The 18,385-nt window shown below is 68.9% G+C and carries 8 protein-coding genes; 3 read left to right on the plus strand and 5 right to left on the minus strand.

The window, feature by feature from the left end; translation table 11 throughout:
* The 4 genes from AOM45_RS08515 to AOM45_RS08530 all read right to left on the minus strand — a co-directional run bounded on the left by AOM45_RS08515 (position 1) and on the right by AOM45_RS08530 (position 14,190).
* Positions 1 to 4,497, minus strand: coding sequence for a ricin-type beta-trefoil lectin domain protein (locus AOM45_RS08515; protein ID WP_156093524.1), 4,497 nt, complete (start codon positions 4,495 to 4,497; stop codon positions 1 to 3).
* A gap of 11 nt (positions 4,498 to 4,508) precedes the next feature.
* Positions 4,509 to 4,847 carry a hypothetical protein gene (locus AOM45_RS08520; RefSeq protein ID WP_156093525.1) on the minus strand — a complete coding sequence of 113 codons (339 nt, stop codon included), beginning with the start codon at positions 4,845 to 4,847 and terminating at the stop codon, positions 4,509 to 4,511.
* A gap of 28 nt (positions 4,848 to 4,875) precedes the next feature.
* Positions 4,876 to 13,704 (minus strand): RHS repeat-associated core domain-containing protein, encoded by an 8,829-nt coding sequence (locus tag AOM45_RS08525; protein WP_156093526.1) that lies wholly within the window; start codon positions 13,702 to 13,704, stop codon positions 4,876 to 4,878.
* Positions 13,705 to 13,938: 234 nt separating this feature from the next.
* Positions 13,939 to 14,190: a DUF3039 domain-containing protein gene (locus AOM45_RS08530; protein ID WP_030464848.1), complete on the minus strand. Its 252-nt coding sequence runs from the start codon at positions 14,188 to 14,190 to the stop codon at positions 13,939 to 13,941.
* 31 nt (positions 14,191 to 14,221) lie between these two features.
* On the opposite strand from AOM45_RS08530, the gene AOM45_RS08535 reads away from it, so the two are divergent.
* Both AOM45_RS08535 and AOM45_RS08540 read left to right on the plus strand, forming a co-directional pair.
* Positions 14,222 to 15,112 (plus strand): pseudouridine-5'-phosphate glycosidase, encoded by an 891-nt coding sequence (locus AOM45_RS08535; protein WP_030464849.1) that lies wholly within the window; start codon positions 14,222 to 14,224, stop codon positions 15,110 to 15,112.
* A gap of 20 nt (positions 15,113 to 15,132) precedes the next feature.
* On the plus strand, positions 15,133 to 16,011 hold the full coding sequence (locus AOM45_RS08540) for a carbohydrate kinase family protein (protein WP_236703241.1): 879 nt from the start codon (positions 15,133 to 15,135) through the stop codon (positions 16,009 to 16,011).
* Positions 16,012 to 16,474: 463 nt separating this feature from the next.
* Here AOM45_RS08540 and AOM45_RS08545 read toward each other — a convergent pair whose 3' ends face one another.
* Positions 16,475 to 16,789: a DUF3099 domain-containing protein gene (locus tag AOM45_RS08545; RefSeq protein WP_030464851.1), complete on the minus strand. Its 315-nt coding sequence runs from the start codon at positions 16,787 to 16,789 to the stop codon at positions 16,475 to 16,477.
* A 92-nt stretch (positions 16,790 to 16,881) separates the two neighbouring features.
* Between AOM45_RS08545 and AOM45_RS08550 the strand changes: the two genes are divergently transcribed.
* Positions 16,882 to 18,369: a PucR family transcriptional regulator gene (locus AOM45_RS08550; RefSeq protein WP_030464852.1), complete on the plus strand. Its 1,488-nt coding sequence runs from the start codon at positions 16,882 to 16,884 to the stop codon at positions 18,367 to 18,369.
* The last annotated feature ends 16 nt before the right edge of the window (positions 18,370 to 18,385 follow it).

The following is an 18,385-nucleotide window of genomic DNA, read 5'->3' on the forward strand; positions in this document are numbered from 1 at the left end:
TCAGCTCGGGTTCACCGGCGTGGCCCAGCGCTGGTTCCAGTCTCTGGTGCAGTTGTAGATCGCCAGGGGGTTGCCGTTGGCGGAGCTGTACCCGACGTCGTCGACACAGCGACCGGCGAGCGCGCTGACCAGCGACCCGTCGTGTCGCGCCGTCCACTGCTGGCTCGTGCCGCCGTGGCAGCCCGCGTTCACGATGGCCGTGCCGTTCACCGTGTCGCCGATGTCGAGGCACTTGCCGTAGATGCGGAAGGTGCCGTCACCCGGCGCCCACCACAGCTGCCCGGTGGGACCGAAGCATTCCCACAGCCACAGCCTGCTGGCGTTCGGATCGTTGCCGTAGACGTCGATGCACTTGGTGGCCACACCGACGATCGCGCCGCGAGAAAGCCATTCCGCGGTCAACGACCAGGTCTGCGTGGGCGTGCCGGCGCAGTTGGAGATCGACAGGGTCGAGCTGTCCGCGGACGACGCCACCGTGAGGCAGCGGCCCGACAGCGGGTTCACCAGCGAGCCTTCCGGCTGGGCGACCCACTGCTGGGCCTGGGTTCCGTTGCACTCGTAGAGGATCACCGCGCTGCCTTCGGCGGTGTTGGAATTCGCCAGGTCGATGCACTTGCCGTCGGCGCGCAGCGTCCCGTCTCCGGGAGCCGCGAAGCTCTGCGCCGGGCTGCCGTTGCACGGCCACAGGACGACCTTGTTCAGCGTCGGGTCGTTGTTCGGAACGTCCAGGCACTTGCCGGCGGCGCCGACGACCTTGCCCGCTCGCCCGTTCTGCGCGGGCACCTGCCACACCTGGTCCGAGCGGGACTTGTCACACGCCCGCAGGACCAGTTGGGAACCCTGGTTGCCGTCGTTCGGCGTGGCGCAACGCCCGGAGTAACGGCTGATCAGTCGTCCGTCGGTGCGCAAGACCCACTGCTGACCGTCGATGCCGGCGCACCCGGCCAGCACGACCGAGGCACCGTCACCGCCGGGGTCGCTGGCCGTGAGGCACCGGCCACCCGCCATGAGCAGGCCCTCGTTCGACGTCCACGTCTGGGCGAACAAGCCGTGGCAGTCCCACATCTGCACGACCGGCTGGAACGGGTTGCTCTCCTTCACGTCGAGGCAACGGCCGTTGACGCCCTTCAACGTGCCGGAGAACACGGGGGTGTCCCGCTTGATCCGGATGTTGCGGAACCGGACGCTGTCGTTGGCGCCGTCGTTCTGCAGGCCGATGAAGGTGTTGCGCGCCACCCCCGTCGAGTCGGCGGAGGTGTACTCGTTGACCTGCTGACCGTTGAGGTACACGGTCGCGGTGTTCCAGCGCACCTTGATCTCGAAGGTGTTCCACTCGCCGGTCGGCTTGACCGGCGCGGTGGTGGTGGGCGCCTGGATCCCGGAGAACCCGCCGGTCTGCAACGTGCCCGTGGCGTTCCTCGGGCCGATGTTCACCTCGTACCCGCTCCCGTGCGGCGCGGAGGAGTTGGTGCCGGGATTGTTCATCAACACGAAAACTCCGGAGTCGGAGTTGTCCGTGGTGGCCTTCCAGTCGATCTTCATCGTGTAGTCGTTGCCGTAGGTGTGAGCCGAGTACCAGGAGACGTCGACGCCGTCCTTGGTGACGAGCTCACAACCGTCGGTGCCGATCTTGGTGCCGGTGCTCTGCCAGCCCTCGAGGTCGGACTCCCGCCTGCCGTCGAACGCGCTGTAGAAGCCCGGTCCGTCCTTGGCCGTGACGCAGTTGCCCGCGACAGCCGGTACCGCGACCTTGGTGCCACCGACGAAGTAACCCATGACGTCGGCCGTCAGCCGCGTCTGCCCGCGTTCGTTGCGCACGTCCACCTTGCCGCTGTTGCCGAGCGGCACCAGGGCGAGCCCGGTCGCGGTCTCCATCTTGCGCGTGGACACCTGGCTCGCGGAGGTCCACCCCACCTCGCTCGCGACAGCGCTGAGCTCGGTGCCGAGGTTGTCGTCCCTGCCGGTCATGAGGACAGCAGCCGATGTGGCCGACGCCGGGACGTCCGCGACCCCGCTCACCTGGAACGTGGCCACCTGCCCGTGCCCCACCTGGGCCTTCGGCAGCCCGTTGCCGGTCGCCGTGTCCGCGACCCTGCTTACGCCGGTCAGCGGCACGTACCTCGCGCCACCGGAATCCGGACCGAACCAGCCGACCACGTCCAGCGCGGCACCGACCACCGTCGCGCTGTTGTTGGTCAGCCGGATCTTTCCGTCCGCGCCGATCGGCACGATGACCAGGTTCGTCCGCCGGTCACCGGGAGAGACCGCGATCGACGTGTAGCTCAGGGTCTCCGAAGTGTGGTGCGCCACCAGGAACGACTCGGCCGTGGCCTCGAAACCGGTCAGGTTCAGGGCCACCGCCCGCGCGCTCTGCGGCACACCGGCGACACCGCGGATCTGCAGGTCCACGAAGTTGGTGGTGTTCGTGTCGCGCAGCGGCGTGTTGCGGTCGCTGCCCCCACTGACGACCTGGAACCCGCGCGTGTCGAGCACCCGCTCGGGCTTGGGCTTGGCGAAGTAGGTGTCAGTGCTGTTCTGCGGGCTGAAGTAGCCCAGCAGTTCAACGACCACGAACACCGGCCCGTTGCCGCGGTGGCGCACCTTCAACGATCGCGCGTTGTCCAGTGGCGCGAACATCGTCAATGACTGCCACGTCTGCCGGGTGTCGCCGCGGGCGTTGAGCGTCGGCACCTTGCCACCCAGTTGTGCCGGGTCACCGGGCGCGACCTCGATGGCGAAGTCGCCGATGTCGCTCGCAGTGGCTCGTGCGGACACGGTGATCGCGACAGACTTGGTGTCAGTCGGCAGATCTCCGAACGTGAGCGTCTTGACCTCGTTCGCCGCATAAGACTCGCCGTGCACGCGGTATTGCTGCTGCAGAACGGTGAAACCCGACCCGTTGGGGGCGGTGGGCGCCGTGCTGGGTGCCCCCACGCTGAGAGGACCGTTGCCCCAGGTGTTGTTGGACTGCTTCGGGTTCGCCGCGTTCTGCAGCGCCGTCTGCAGCTGTCCCGCGTCCAGACCGGGGCTCGCCGACTTGAACAACGCGGCCGCACCCGCCACGTGCGCCGTCGCCGCGGAGGTACCACTCATGACGAGCATCGACTTGGTCGACACCTGGTCATAACCCGTGATGTCGGGCTTCTGCCGGCCGTCGATCGTCGGACCGCGGCTGCTGTAGTCCTGCGCCCGCCCCGACCCCGGCTGGGTCGCACCGACCGCGATCACGTGCGGCGAGGTCGCGGGTTCGACGATGCTGCCCGCCTCGGTGTACTGCTGGAGCTGCTGGCCGAGGGCGAGACCGTTGACGAACAACTCCATCGGCGTGTTGAGCGCCGCGTTGTGGTTCTTCACGAACACCCAGTAGGTCCTCGTGGCGCCCGAAGTGTTGCGGAGGGTCACCGACTCGGTCGGCGCCAGCCCTTCAGGCGTGTCTTTCTGGGAGCGCGTCGAGACCGCGACGAGGTTGGGGTCGTTGAGGCCCGTGGGTGGTGGGTCTTGGGCCGTCGAGATGTAGAGGTCGAGGTCCTGCTTGGTCTTGGGCCAGGCGTCCCACCGCAACCCCACCGTGGCGGTGGCGCCGGGATCCAGCGGGAAACCGTTCTGCCGGGAGATGCCGAATTCGACCCAGCCGTCGCCGTCCGAGTCGATCGCCTTGCCGGCGTAGTGCTGCCGCGCTTGGTTGCCCGCCGCGACGCTCCACAGAATGCCGGCCTGCCTGCTGCGCTTGACCACCTCGGCCGGGCTGCCGGCGTCACCGGTGCCGTCGCCGCGGCTGCCGGCGGGCGCCAGGAACCCGACCGCCGACGAGATCACCTGCACCCCCTGCGCGCGCAGCCACGTCTCGGCCTGGTCGAAGCTGAACGTGTCCTCGATGCAGGCGAGGAACAACTGGGCCTCGGGGGCCACGTCGTGCACGATCTCGGCGATACCGGTGCCGTGCTGAGGCTTCTCGGCGGCGTCGAGGCAGTTGTCGTTGTTGATCGTGATGTTCGCCGGCAACTCCCCCGCGGCCTGCGAGGCGGCCACGTTGCCGAAGCCGACGTCGATGATGCCGACCTTCACGCCGGCACCCTTCTTGCCGGCGTCGTGCCACAGGTTCGCCTTGGCCGCGGCCACGCCCTCGGACGTGATCGCCATCGGCACCGCACGATCCGGCAGCCGCACCTCCGTCACACCGGGCCGGCTCGCGACCGCGTCCAGCTTGTCCTTCGGCACAGCGGCCTTGACCCGGCCGCCCGCCTCTCCGCTGACCGAGCCTCCTGCTTCGAGCACAGCCGCTTTGAGCTGGTCCGCCCGCGGGCCCTCGACATAAACCAGGCTGCGGCCCTTGGCATCCTTCGGCACCGTCTGACCGGGTCTGGCATCGTCCGCGGAGTTCACCACGTCCGGTCTGGCACCGGGAGGCGGCGCGGCCGCCCATCCCGGTGTTGCGACGACAGCCGCCCCCAGCGTGAAACACACGGCCGCGATGGCCGTACGTCGCAATCTTCTCATTTCATTCCGTTTCAGTCTTCGAGAACAACCCAGTAGTAGTGGTCTTGCGCGAGGAAATCCGTCGTGCCGTCATCCGGGACAGCGGAGACGATCACGTCGTCCACGATGTCGATCCGGAACTCCATGTCGTCGTCGTACCCGCAGTGCGGACAGCCGGTGTTGAACCCCTTCAGCGCGACGTGATGATGCCCGGAAACACCTTCCTGACTGGCTCCACCCCATTCGATCCGCTCACCCAGTGCATACTCACGGAGCGTCTGCGCCCCGTAGTAGAACTGGATGAAACGAGTAGTTTCGCGGCCGCACTGGGCACACTTCTCGGAATCGGGAACCAGCAGCAAGTTGTACATACCCATTAGGACGCCGCACTTTCATAGCTCACTTCGGAGTGTTCGGACAGGCCATAGGGTATGGCGTGTGCGTCGCGCTCTGCAGGTAGATGACCGGGGCGCCTTGGGCAAGCATCGCGCGACAGAACTGCTTGTCCGAAGTGAAGACGATCAAGCCATCCGCCTTCGCCGAAGCGAACACCCTCGCGTCTCCGTCCCTCAACGTGGCGGAACCCTTCGGACGAGGCGCGTTCTTCACGGCGTCCACCTCCTGTTCACTGGGCTCGTGGCCATCCCTGATCTTGAAGCCCCGATACTTCTCAAGGTCACGAAGGAACTTCGCCCGATCCTTGTCGAACGGCTTGGTCCCCTTCCAGTAAACGAATTCCCAGTATGCCTGAGGAGAAATCACCACGGTTTGGCTGCCGATTACCTTCTCGATGGCTTCCGAGTTGTTGTTCTCGTTCCCTATCCAGGCGGAGAGGATGTTGTTGTCGATCGCGATCTCGAGCGGTGGGACGGGTGGAGTGCCGGGCGGGTACGGACTTGGATTGCTGGTCGGTGCGGGGCTGGGCGTCGGAGTCGGAGTCGGCAGCTTCGGCTGCTCTTTCGGCGGCTCCTTGTAGTACTTGACGTTGTCGTCCTGTGTGATCTCCGTCGAGTCGGTGGTGTCCTTGTCGCGGTTGTCGATCACACGGTCCGCTGGCGGAGCAGTCTCGACGTCGGGTGCCCTTGGGATGAGCCGGTCGCCCATGTCCGGACGCGGCAGGTACCGGTGCGCGTCCCGCCACCACTTCGGCGGAGGCGGCGGCTTCGGTGGCGTGACCGTCGGCCGGTTCCCGATGCCCGGCTGGTTGGCGCTCGGCTGGTTGCTGTTCTGCGAGGAACTGTCCGGACACCGGCCGCCCCGGTAGGACTTGCAGGTGCCCGGCTTGTAATCCGGTTCGACGTAGTAGTAGTTCTCCTTGTTGTAAGCGCCGGTATCGCAGAACGTGGTCGGCGGCGTCGCCTTCGGGAAGCGGTTGCCGGGTGGACAGTCGACGACGAAGTCCGGGCACTCCATCACCGAGGAGCTGGAGAGAAAGATGTTCAGCCAGCCCCACGGAACACCAGGAATGCTCTTGCCCGGGAATCCGCACGGCCGATGGCCGTCGGGGTCGATCTGGCCGAGTGGGTCGTTGTGCGTGTAGGCGTAGCGGTTGCCGCGAGACGACGGCGACGGGTCGAGCGTCCAGTCGTCACGGCTGACGAACTGGCCTGCATCTGGCGAGTACCAGCGCGCACCCATGTTCACCGAGCCGGTCGCCCCGTCGGTCCAGTCGCCCTGGAAGCCGAGCGGCGACGTGTCACCGGACGAGCTGGTGACCGTGCCGAACGGGTCGAACGAGCGCAGACCGTCGACCGCGCCACCGAGGTACCGGCCGATGACGTCACCGTGCAGGTCCGCGAACAGCATGCGGCCCTTGAGCGTGCTGCCCGCGGCCTTGTCCGAGAACGCCGTGCCCTCCGGCAGACGGCTGACCAGCCTGCTGCCGTCGCTGACGGCTTCGTTGGTCTGGCCCTGGTACTGGAACGCGACACCGTTCCGGTCGGTGACGCGGTTCAGGCTGTCGTAGCGGTAGTTGACCGCACCCGCGGAAGCCATGCGGTCGAAGGCGTCGAACGAGGACGCCGTCGTTTGACCGTTCTGGGTGACCGAGGCCCGCGTACCGCGCGGCGTGTACGTGTAGGTCGCGCCGCCGCCGGACTTGAGCCGGTTGCGTTCGTCGTAGTCGAACGTCACCGCGCCGGCGCCGACGCGGTTGCCCGAGTCGTCCCAGCGGTAGGCCGTGGTGCCGGCGGGGCCGGTCCACGAGGTGAGCCGGCCGGCGCCGTCGTAGCCGTAGGCGTTGGTGACCGAGCCCGCGGTGTCGGTGACCTTCTTCGAGGTCACCTTGCCGTCGAGGTCGTAGCCGTACTCGGCGCCGACGAGGACGCGCACGCCGCCTTCCACCGTCTGCTGGACCTGGTCGGACGCCTGGCGCCCGAGCGGGTCGTACGTCAGCCTGCGGGCCGACCACGTGCTCACCGTGCGGTCCGCGACCACGCCCAGCCGACCGGCGGAGTCGTAGCCGTAGTCGACCGTGCGGCCCGACAGCGGGTCGGCGGCGCTGAGCAGTCTGCCCGCCTTGTCGTAGCTGAACGACGCCTCGCCGGTGACGTCCTTCCGAGTGGCGACCGTGCCGTCACCGTTGTAGGTGTAGGTCGCCGAGCCTCCCGCCCCGTACGAGGTGAGGAGGTTGCCCCGGTCGTCGTAGGTGTAACCGCTGTTGCCCGCGGGACCGCCGATCGTGATCATCCGGCCCGCGAGGTCGTAGCCGAACGTGCGGTCCGCGGTCGCCGCCTCGGCGCCGGTGCCCCGTTCCAGCTTCACCCGGCCCTGCGCGTCGTACCCCCGGTCGACCGACACACCGCCCGGTTTGAGCTCACGGGTGATCTGCCCCGCGGCGTCGTACACCGTGGTCCACGTGCGGTCCGCCGCGTTCGGCGTGGTGGCCGTGGCCGGTTCGACCGTCGACTCGGGCAGGCCGCTCGGGGTGTAGGTGTAGACCGTCGCGTTGCCACGGCCGTCCACGTACCGGCTGCGGTTGCCGAGCTTGTCGTAGCCGAACGACGTGACGACTGACTTGGTCGCGTCGACCTTCTCGGTCTGCGACACCGTCCGGCCCAGCGCGTCGTACTCGTAGCTCGACACGCGGCCCTGCGGCGAAGTGCGTTTCAGCACGTTGCCGGCCGCGTCGAACTCCGTCGTGCCCGCGCGCAGCTCGGTTCCGTCGACCAGGCTCGCCGATCGGACCGCCCTGCCGAGCAGGTCGTAGGTCTGGCTGGTGACCAGCCCCGACGGGGCGGTGGCCGTCGCGGTGCGCCCCGCGATGTCGTAGGTGCTCTTCGAGACGCGGCCGGTCGGGTCGGTCGAGGTGAGCACCTCACCCGCCGCGTTGTAGGTGGCGCTCGACGTCGCGTCCATCGAGTTCGTCACCGACAGCGCGTTGCCCGCGAAGTCGTACTTCGTGGTGGTGGTGAAGTAGAGCGGTGAACCGGACGAACGCTCGACATCGGTCGCGGTGATCTGCCGGCCGAGCTCGTCGTAGGTGAACCGCGTCTCGATCCCCATCGGGTCGATCCCCGCGAGCAGGTCACCCGCGCGGTTGTAGCGCGCCCTGATCACGGCCGGCGTCTCGCCCACCTGGGGCAGGGTCGTCGCCGTCACGCGGCCGTACGGGTCGTGGTCGAAGCTCGTGACCCGGTTCAGCCCGTCGATCGACTTCTTCAGCCTGCCGCCGTGGTCGTACTCCATCTGCTTGCTGTGCACGACCGGCTGTCCGCCAGGCGGCGTGTACGCGGGCATGCTGACGTTGGTGGCACGGCCCATCGAGTCGTACTCGGTGACAGACACGGAGTTCGCCGCGTCACGGGTGTGCGTCTGCTCCCCGAACGCGTTGCGTCCCGCGGTGGTGGTGCCGGCGAAGCCCGCGGTCCGCACGCCCGCGACCCACGCCTCCACCGCGGGCGAGGTCACGCTGACCTGGTTGCCCGTCGCGTCGTACGTGAACGTCGTCGTGTTCAGGCGGCGGTCGGTCACGGACTTCAGCAGCCCGCGCTCGTCGCGGTCGAACCTGGTGGTGAAGGCGGTGTTCGCGTTGAGGAACGCATGTTCCGCCGTCACCTGGTTGCTCGCGTCGAACTCGTACGCCGTGACCTCGGCACGGGTGTCGTCGGCCGCTCCGCGTCGTTCGGTCCTGATCGCGTTGCCGTCGGCGTCACGCGTGTAAGTCACCGCGCGCCGCAGACCGTCCGGGTCGAACGTCGACGTGATCGGCAGACCGGCCGCGTCGAACGTCTGGGTGGTCTTGCGTCCGCCGGCCGTGACGAGCACCGCGACGTTGCCCACCGGGTCGTAGGTGCGGTCCTCCAGCACCACGTCCCGCACCGTGCCGTCGGGCTCGTGGTAGCCGTTGCGCGTGGTGGTGGCGAGCAGGCCGTCGGCGTAGTACGCGAAGGTCGTCTTGCGTCCCATCGCGTCGTCCGACGACCGCACCTTGCCCGCGGGGTCGTAGATGTGGGACTCGACGAGCAGGCCCGCCGCGGCGGGGTCCTCCGGGTCGGCACCGGGAGCGGTCGCGGTGCGCGACAACAACAGTCCGCGTTCCTCGAACTGCGAGGTCCACACGACCTTGTTGACGTCGGTCACGGTCTCGGTGAGCCCGTTGTCCGAGTAGGCACGCGTTTCCGTTCCACCGTCGGGGAACTCCGTGCGCACCAACCGGTCCTGCGCGTCGTACGCCGTCTTCGTGGTGCGTGAAGGCGTACCTCCGTCCGCGATCGGCAGCACGTCGGAGACCGTGGTCTCCAGGACGTTGTCGTTGCTGTCGTAGCGGAACGTCGTCACCTGCTGGTGCGTCTTGCCGGTGATCGAGTTCAGCACGGCGGGCGCGGTCACCTTCGCGACCTTCGACCGCGGCGTGTACTCGTAGGCCGTGGTGCCGAAGACTCCGCCGCCGGCGTTGCCGCTGGTGACGGACTTCTGCCTGCCGAGCGCGTCGTAGGTGAACCGGACCTTCAGGCCCGACGGGCTGTTGACCTCGGCCTGGTCGCCGTTCGCGAAGTACGAGATCGACGTCGTCTGGCCGCGCTTGCCGGTCGAGCTGATCGGCAGGCCGGCGGGCACCTTGCTGCCGCCGGCCGCGTCCTCGTTGCCGGTGGAGTAGGTGATCGACGTGCTCGGCCGGACGCTCACGCCGACGGGTGCCGGTGTGGTGACACCGGTCGGCCTGCCTGCCGCGTCGTAGGTGTAGTTGGTGCGGAACCGGGTGTCCGCCGAGTCGGTCGAGCGAGCGTCCGAAGTGGACTCGAGCTTGTCCCGGCGTGGATCGAGCGCGTCCGCGGACTCGATGTAGGTGAAGTACCTGGTGTTGCACGAACCGGTCGCACGGCACGTCTTGCTGCTCAGCACGTTGCCGCGGGCGTCTGTGGTCTGCTCGGTGCGCAGCCCGCTCGGGTCGATCGTGGCGGACAGGAAGCCTGCGGTGTTGTACTCGTTGCGAGACGTGGCGCCGTCGTGCGTGACCGACGTGAGCCGGCCGCCGTTGTCCAGGTCGAACGAGTACGTCCAGTCGCCGAAGTTGCTCGGCCCGCGCAGCACGGCGGTGCGGTTCGCGCCCTCGATCCGCGGTGTGTCGAGAGACCAGGACCGGCCGGTGTGGTCGAGCAGGGTGGCGACCCTGTCGTTGATGTCGTCGTGGGTGAGCTTCGCGAACTGCCTGTTGTCCTGCGGCAGCTTGATGGTCGTCAGCTGGTCGAGCTTGCCCCTCGCCGCGTGGTGCTCCGACACGGCGAGCGAACCGAGGGGGTGCAGGTAGACCGCGGCCTCGTCGATCGCACCGGCGAAGTAGAAGTTCCCGCCGCTGGTCGCGGGCCAGTCCTTGCCGGAACCCGCGCCGATGGTGAGCTTCGCCTGCTGCTTGTGGTCGATGAGACCGGCGAGCGGCTCACCGACCTTCTTCCCGTCCAGGTACAGCGTCTGGGTGTCGACCGCGGCGGACAGCACGACGTGGTGCCACTGGTCGTCGTTGACGGCCTGCGGGCTGACCACCTGGCGCGGGCCACCCGCGTCGCGGCGGGAGAAACCGCCGTACAGCAGGCCGTCCGTGCCGACGTACAGCACCGGGGTCGACTTGTCGGCCGCTTCAGGGAACGCCTTGTCGGCATAGCTCAGCAAGGTGCCCTGGGAGGTCGTCTTGAACCACAGCTCGACCGCGAGCGACATCGACTCGGACGTGAGCTTGTCCGGCAGCGTCACGTAGCTCGAGTTGCCGTCGAACGACGCCGCCCGATCCGACGTGCCCTCCAACGCGCCGGCACTGCCCATCAGGACGTTGTGGGGCTGCGCGGCGTACTGACCGTTGCTGCGGGCGGTGACGCTGGCGAACGTGTCGCCGGAGGACTCACCCAGCCGCCAGTAGGTCTTCGGGCGGTCGTCGACGACCGTGCTGCGGTAGTGCGAACCGTCCGTGTAGTCCTGCGTGGTGCAGTTCGGTGCCGCACCGGGAACGCAGACCGCCGTGAGCCGGTCGCCGACGTAGGAGTACGTCCACACCAGCGCCGGGCTGCCGGTCTCCGGCACCTCGGTCGTCACCGACGAGACGTGGTTTCCTTGCCACGCAACGGTCAGCGTCCGCTTGCTGGTGTCGTTCGTGATCGTCTTGACGCGGTCGTTGTCGTCGTAGGCGAGCGTCTCGGTGAGCCCAGCGGGGTTCACGATCGTGACGAGACGCCCGAGTCCGTCGAACCGCCACTGCGCGCCGGTGGTGTCGCGCAACGTGTACAGACCGGTCGCCGGCGTGTAGACGAGGTCGGCGGTGCTGCCGCTGGGCGAGCCGAACGTGCCGTCCGGGTTGCGGCCGTACCGCACCTGGCGACCGGTCGGGTGAGTGATCACCACGTTTTCGGAGTGGTCGTCGTCGCGCTTGAGCCGCATGTCGAGCCGCGACGACCAGCCGGTGCCGAACGCGGTGTCCTTGCGCGGGTCGAGGCTGTTGTAGGTGCGGCTGATCGTGAGGTCGGGCCCGACCGTCGCGACGGAGGTGTCGGTGACGACCGTCGAGTAGTTGCCGATGTTCGGATCCAGACCCGGACCCTGCGCCGAGTTGGGGCTCCCCGCGAGGTGCGACGTGATCGCGGGCTGCGGCACCCGTGTGGTGAGGACGAGCGGTCCGGCCCAGAACGGAGTCTCGTCGACCGTGTCGTAGGTCTTGACGCCCCAGTAGTACGTCTTGTTCCAGCGGGTGAGCTGCGGTGAGAACGACTGCCCGCCCCACTCCGGGGTCTCCTGGCACTCCTGGGTGAGGGCGGCGTCCGTGCAGACCTTGAACTTGTAGGTGAGACCGCGCCCCGGCCAGTTGTCTGCGTCGACACCCTCCGCGTACAGGGTCGGCCGGAGCGACTCGACCGTCGCGCCGGTGCCGGGCTGCTGGTAGTTCGTGCTGGGCGCGCGGTTGGAGACCGTGATCGGCATCCGCCCGTACGGCACGCCGTGCGCGTCCCGGAAGTCCGTGCCGTCCGGGTTGAACATGGTGAGGAAGACGTCGTAGTCGCCGGGGGCGAGCGCCGGGACCGGCAGGTCGACGAACTGGTGCGTCGCCATCGGAGCGACGTCGGCGCGGTAACCGTTGCGGCGCGCGACTTCCCGGTCGCCCTGCTTGATGATGAATCCGAAGTGGACACCGCCGCCCGCCGACCACGCCGACGAGCCCGTGTTGGTGACCTTGACGTTGAGCTTGCCCTCCTTGACGTTGGACGGCAGCGTCACGCCGGTGGCCTCGTAGGAGGCGCCCTCCGGCGAGTAGCGGACCTCCAGGTACGGCTTGTTCACGGTGCTGGCCGAAGCGAAACGGCGACCTTCGCGCAGCGTCTCGTCGGACATGCGCAACGAAAGACCGTGCGCCAGCGCGGATCCGTGCGTCCAGCGCGTCATCAGGTCGGGGTCGAGCGTGAAGTACACCCACGCCGGGTTGGCGCACGGGGTGCCGGCCGCACCGCCGGCCGCGAACGTCGACGAGGACAGCGACTGTCCGACGCCGGCACCCGGCCACCGCATCGACGCCGACCACGGCTGGGTCACCTCGAACACCGAGACCGACCGTGCGGTGCAGTTCGTCGAGAAGACGCTGTCGACCGCCAGCGAGGCGCTGACGACGTAGCGGTTGCGCAACGCGTTCTGCGCGTTGGCGAAATGCAGGTAGGTGCGGGAGACGGGGTTGCCGTCGACCCTCCCGACCTCGAGTCCTCCGTTGGCGCCGCCGAAACCGTTCGAACGCACGAACATCGCGTCGGTGTCCGTGTCGAACCGCTGGGTGGTCGGGTCGAGCGTCACCGGGAACTTGCGGGCGGGATCGCGCAACCAGGCCTGGTCGGCGTCGACGCGCAGCGCCCAGGTGTCGTCGGCGATCTTGTCCAGGCCGTACTTCACCCCGGTCGACCGCACACCGGCCGCGTCGTCCATGACGCCGGCGGGGATCGTGGCAATGATCTTGTCGCCGTCCACGAGCTCGACTCCGCCGAGGGCGTCGACGCGCGGGGTGAGGCGCTTGAGCTTGAGCGTGAAGGAGTAGGACGACTGCGCCGCCGCGGAGGCGAGCACCAGGTCCTCCTTCACACCGCCGCGGGTGGCGGTGAGCCGGAGATCGGTACCGGGCCGCACGCCGCGGTAGGTGATCCGCTCGGCGTTCACCTCACCAGGCACGTTCGCCGCGTCGCGCAGGCCGTAGCTGATGCTGTGGTCACCGTCGACGTCGATCTGGACGAGTGCGCTGTCCCCGCTGGTGCTCGCGAAGCTCAGACCGGTGGGAGCGACTTTCGGCTTCAGCCTGTTCCCGGCCGGCGTGAGGGTCAGGTCGACCGGGAGCCAGGAACCGTCCGGCTGCCTCACGTTGGCCGGTCCGGTGTGCAGCCTCAGCGTGCGACTGCCGTCCGGGTTGTCGAACGTCTGGGTGGTCTCGGTGCGGTCCTGCGGGCGCTCGACGGCGCCCTTGTCGATCGCGGGAAGGACGGGCTTCTCGACCTTCGGGGTGACCTTGCGGTCCTCCTCCGAGGGGGTCTTCACCTCGGGCAACGGACCGGCTTGGTCGGCGACGGCGTTCTTCGGTCTCGGCTGGTCGCGCTTGGGGAGATCGCGGTTGATGCGGGTGGACTCGGCGGAGGCCTCGTGCGTGGAACCATCCGCGATGCCGCTGCGTTGTTCCGGTGCGGAGGTCGACGCCCCCAGCGGTAGCGCACCAGACCAGCCGTAGGGCGACTCGGCGCCGGACAGGATCGGCAGAGTCACCAGCAAGACGAGCAACAGGCAGAACTGTCTGCGCGTGCGTCTGTGCGCAGCGCTGATCCACGCGTGTCTCAACGCGTCCCCCCAGGTTTTCGGTTGTCGCCTTCGCAGGGCCGAAGTGCGCGCGAAAGGTACCTGGGGTCTGCTCACACTCCGGTCACACCGGCCGAGCCGCAACAGAACAGCCGCGCCCGGCGCCTCGAGTCGGTCGAGGCGCCGGGCGCGGCTGTGTGCAGTTCTGGGGCCTGCGGCCTACTCGCCGTCGCCGCCGGAAGGCAGGTTGTCGTAGATCTTCTTGCACTCCGGGCACACCGGCGAGCCCGGCTTCGGCGACCGCGTCACCGGGAAGACCTCGCCGCACAGCGCGACCACGTGGGTGCCCATCACGGCGCTCTCAGCGATCTTCGCCTTGCGCACGTAGTGGAACATCTTCGGGGCGTCGTCCCCGGTGTGGTCGGTGCCTTCCGGCCGTACGTCGACCTCGGGGAGAGTCTGAGTGCTCACCCGCCCAGGGTACCTGGGATGATGTCCCCTCGTGACCACGCTGCACATCGCCGAGGAAGTAGCCGCCGCACTGGCCGAGAACCGGCCCGTCGTCGCTCTTGAAAGCACCATCCTGTCCCACGGGCTGCCCGCACCGCGCAACCTGGCCGTCGCCGCACGCCTGGAGAAGGTCGTCCGCGAGGCCGGCGCCGTCCCAGCCACGATCGCCGTGCTCGACGGCGTGCCGCACATCGGGCTCTCCGCCGCCCAGCTCGACCGCGTCTGCAACTCCGGTGACCTGTTCAAGCTGTCGTTGCGCGACCTCGGCGCCGCCTACGCGCTGGGCCGCAGCGGCGCGACGACCGTGGCCTCGACCACCGCGCTCGCGCACCAGGCGGGCATCCGCGTCTTCGCGACCGGCGGCCTCGGTGGTGTCCACCGCGGCGCCCGCGAGACGTGGGACGTGTCGGCCGACCTCGACGTGGTGGCGACGACGCCGGTGCTGATCGTCTGCTCGGGCGTGAAGTCGATCCTCGACATGGGCGCGACCCTGGAGGTGCTGGAGACCCGCTCGGTGCCGGTCGTCGGCTACCGGACCTCCCGCTTCCCCGCGTTCTACCGCCGCGAGTCGGAGTTCGAGGTGCCGTGGCGCGTCGAGAACCCCGCCGAAGCCGCCGCCGTGTTCGCCGCGGGCGAGCGCGGCATGCTGCTCGCGAACCCGATCCCCGACGCGTTCGAGATGGACGCCGCCCTGCACGACCGCCTGCTGGCCGAGGGCCTGCAGAAGCTCATCGACCAGGACGTCCGCGGCAAGGACGTCTCGCCGGTGCTGCTGGAGCACTTCCACACCGCCAGCGAGGGCGTGAGCCTGGACGCCAACGAGGAGCTCGTGGTCAACAACGCCTCGGTCGCCGCCGCCGTCGCCGTAGAGCTGTCCCAATGAGTGTCACAGTCAGTGGCAAAGTGAGGCCGGTCGTGGTCGTGGGCGACGCCGGCCTGGACGTCGTCGCCCGCCACACCGGCCCCATCGCCCACGGCGGCGACGTGCGAGCGAAGGTCACCATCGAACCGGGCGGCGCCGGCGCCAACACGGCCGTGTGGCTCGCCGCGTGCGGCGCGTCACCGGTCCTGGTGGCACGAGTAGGCGCCGACTCGGCCGGACGCCAGGTGCACGCCGAGCTGACCTCCGCGGGCGTCCAGTGCGCCTTCGCGGTGGACCCGGACCTGGCGACCTGCTGCGTCGTGGTCCTGGTCGACGAGAACGGCCAGCGCTCGATGCTCCCCGACCGCGGCGCGAACGCCCGCTTCTCCCCGGCCGACCTCGACCCGGGCCTGCTCGCGGGCACCGACGGCCACCTGCACCTGTCCGGCTACGTGCTGCTCGACGCCACCTCCCGCCCCGCGGGCCTGGCCGTGCTGAAGGCGGCACACGCCGCAGGATGGACGACGTCGGTGGACCCGCAGGCAGCCGTCCTGATCCACTCGGCCGAGGCGTTCCTCGAGGACGTGCGCGGCGTCGACTTCCTGCTGCCCAACGCCGACGAGCTCCTCGCCCTCACCGGCTCCTCGGAACCGGCGTCGGCGAAGTCCTTGCTCACGCACGTTGGCGCGGTCGTCGTGACGTCGGGCCCGGACGGCGCGTCGTGGGTGGACGCGGACGAGATCATCTCGGTCCCTGCTGAAACCACTGAGTGCGTCGACTCGACGGGCGCCGGAGATGCCTTCGACGCCGGGTTCCTCGCCGCGTGGCTGGCAGGAGCGTCCAAGCGCGACGCGCTGCTCGGCGGAGTTCGGGCAGGGTCGCGCGCGGTCAGCGTTGTGGGCGCACAGCCGCCGCGCTGAGGCTGAGCCGATATATCAGCTCTCTCGACGCGGTCGTGGACGGCGACACCTCGATACCGGCTTGCCCGTCACCTGGTCGCGGCTGCATCCGGTGCTCGGCAGTGTTCGCGGCAGCAGTGGTCGCCCCCACACCCCAGCGCGCTTAGCCGATATATCAGTTCCGCCCGCTCGACCCGGCGACGACGCCAAGCCCTTCGACACCCGCCGCTCCGGCGCCCGCAGCTGGCCGCCCCGTCGCGTGCCGAGCTTTGGCCGATATATCAGTTCACCGCCGACCAGCCACCCGGATGCAAAAAACGTTTGCGGACGAAGTCAAAAGACTCGTTGCAATGGCCCACAGCGCGCCTGCTGTCCTAGCAATGACTCTTTTGACTTCGTCCGCAAAAGACTCGTTGCAAAGGCATGGACGTCCGGCCGGACCGACGGTGCTCGGCTGACAAGGTCGGACTGGGGTTCGGCGGGCTCAGCCGTCGATGACAGTGGTGCTCTTCGGAGCGATAGCGCGGCGCTCCACCTGATAACGGTTGGCCTTTTCGGCCTTGCGCGGCGGCCTGTCGTTGGCGATCAGCACAGCCATCCACGGCAGCGGGACGGACAGCACGATGAAGAACAGGGCCAGCCACCAGGTCTGGGCGAACAGGGCCGCCAGGATGAGGCACGGGAAGCGCAGACTCATCATGATCGCGTACTTCTTGCGCCGGGCGGCGTGCTGCTCCTCGTACGACGGGGCCGCCTCGGTGATCAGCACCGGGGTGTCGTTCCGGTCGGGACTGCTCACGACACCACCTCGTTAACTCCATCGGCTACGTGTCTCATCGTCCCACGTTCGAGTGGCGCTCGGGACACCCGGTCGGCGGTTAACATCCGCGAGTGGTCGCCCTTGATCGCCTCGTGGACGTGCTCGGCAGCCTGGGTACGCATCTGGCGTGCGCTCCCAGGGGCCGCGATGCCGAACTACGTGGGGTTGCCCTGCATGATCCGGCGGAAAACACGCCGGCCGCCGCGGGCGATGTTCTGCTCGGGCTGGGTACGCCGTCTGTTGCCGCAGCGGCGCGTCTGGTGTCGTCCACGGCGGCGTCCGCCGTTGTGCTGCACGGGAAGCCTCCGCTCGACGAGCGGGTGATCGCCGCGGCGAAGAAGTCCGGGGCCGCCGTGTTGCTCGTGGATCCCTCTGTGCCGTGGAGTCAGCTCGCCAACGTCACGCAGACGCTGGTCAACGGCGGTACGCGCACGGGTGACCTGTTCGGACTGGCCGACGTCATCGCGGGGGTCGTGGGCGGGCCGGTGACGATCGAGGACCAGCAGTCCCGCGTGCTCGCCTACTCCTACCGGCAGGAGGACGTGGACCCGGTGCGCGTCCAGACGATCCTCGGGCGGCGCGTTCCAGAGGAGGCCCGCCGGGCGCTCGACGAGTTCGGGGTGTTCACGCACCTCGCGTCGTCGGACGAACCGATCTTCGTGCCGAAGTTGACGCCGCAGCTGGGCAACCGGCTGGTCGCCGCGGTCCGGGCGGGACGCGAGCTGCTCGGGTCGGTCTGGGTCGAGGTGACCGGGCCGGTGGACGCGGCTCGCAGTGCCGCGTTGGTGGACGGTGCCCGGACGGCGGCGTTGCACCTGCTCAGGTCCCGTGCGTCCACGGACCTCGAACGTCAGGCCGAGGCGGACCTGGTGATCCGGCTGCTCGAACAGCCGGAGTCCGCCGACGTCGCGCGCCTCGGGCTGCCGTCCGCGGACCTGCGCGTGATCGCGGTGCAGGCCCACGCGGGCGAAGGTGAGCACGGGGCGGCGGTGCTCGCGTTCCAGCGGGCCACCGCGGGCTTCGGCTGGTCGCGGCCAGGACGCAGCGCGCTGTTCGGCAACGTGCTCTACACGGTCATCCCCGCCGCCGACGACGCCGTCGACTGGGTGCGGTCCCTGGTGCGCGAACTGCCCGCGGAAGCCACCGTGCTGGCCGGCATCGGCGGGCCGGCCGAGGCGACGCAGCTGCCCACGTCACGGCAGGAAGCCGACGAATGCCTCGCGCTCTCCACCGGTGCGCCGGTCGTGTACGACGACGCGTGGGCGCAGGTTCTGCTGCACCGGCTCGCCGCCGTCGCCGAGGCCGGACGTCTGCCGACGCGCGGACCGATATCCAATATATTGCGCTATGACGCCGAGTACGGCACCCAGTACGCGGTGACGCTCAAGGCGTGGCTCGCGGCACAGGGCGATGTGCGGGCGGCAGCGCGGGAGCTCAACGTGCACCCGAACACGCTCCGGTACCGGATGCAGAAGATGGCCGAGGTGACGCCGCTCCCCCTCGACGATCCCGACCAACGGCTCGCCATGGCCATCGCCCTCTCGATCACGCGCCACTGACGAGGCCGTGAAAGCA

Origin of the sequence: Lentzea aerocolonigenes (genome assembly GCF_000974445.1) — a bacterium.
GTDB classification, from domain to species: Bacteria; Actinomycetota; Actinomycetes; order Mycobacteriales; family Pseudonocardiaceae; genus Lentzea; species Lentzea aerocolonigenes.

What these genes read in the sequence shown, in the direction of transcription:
- AOM45_RS08515 (WP_156093524.1), bottom strand. Translation starts at nt 4,497, where the DNA reads ATGAGAAGATTGCGACGTACGGCCATCGCGGCCGTGTGTTTCACGCTG.
- AOM45_RS08520 (WP_156093525.1), bottom strand. Translation starts at nt 4,847, where the DNA reads ATGTACAACTTGCTGCTGGTTCCCGATTCCGAGAAGTGTGCCCAGTGC.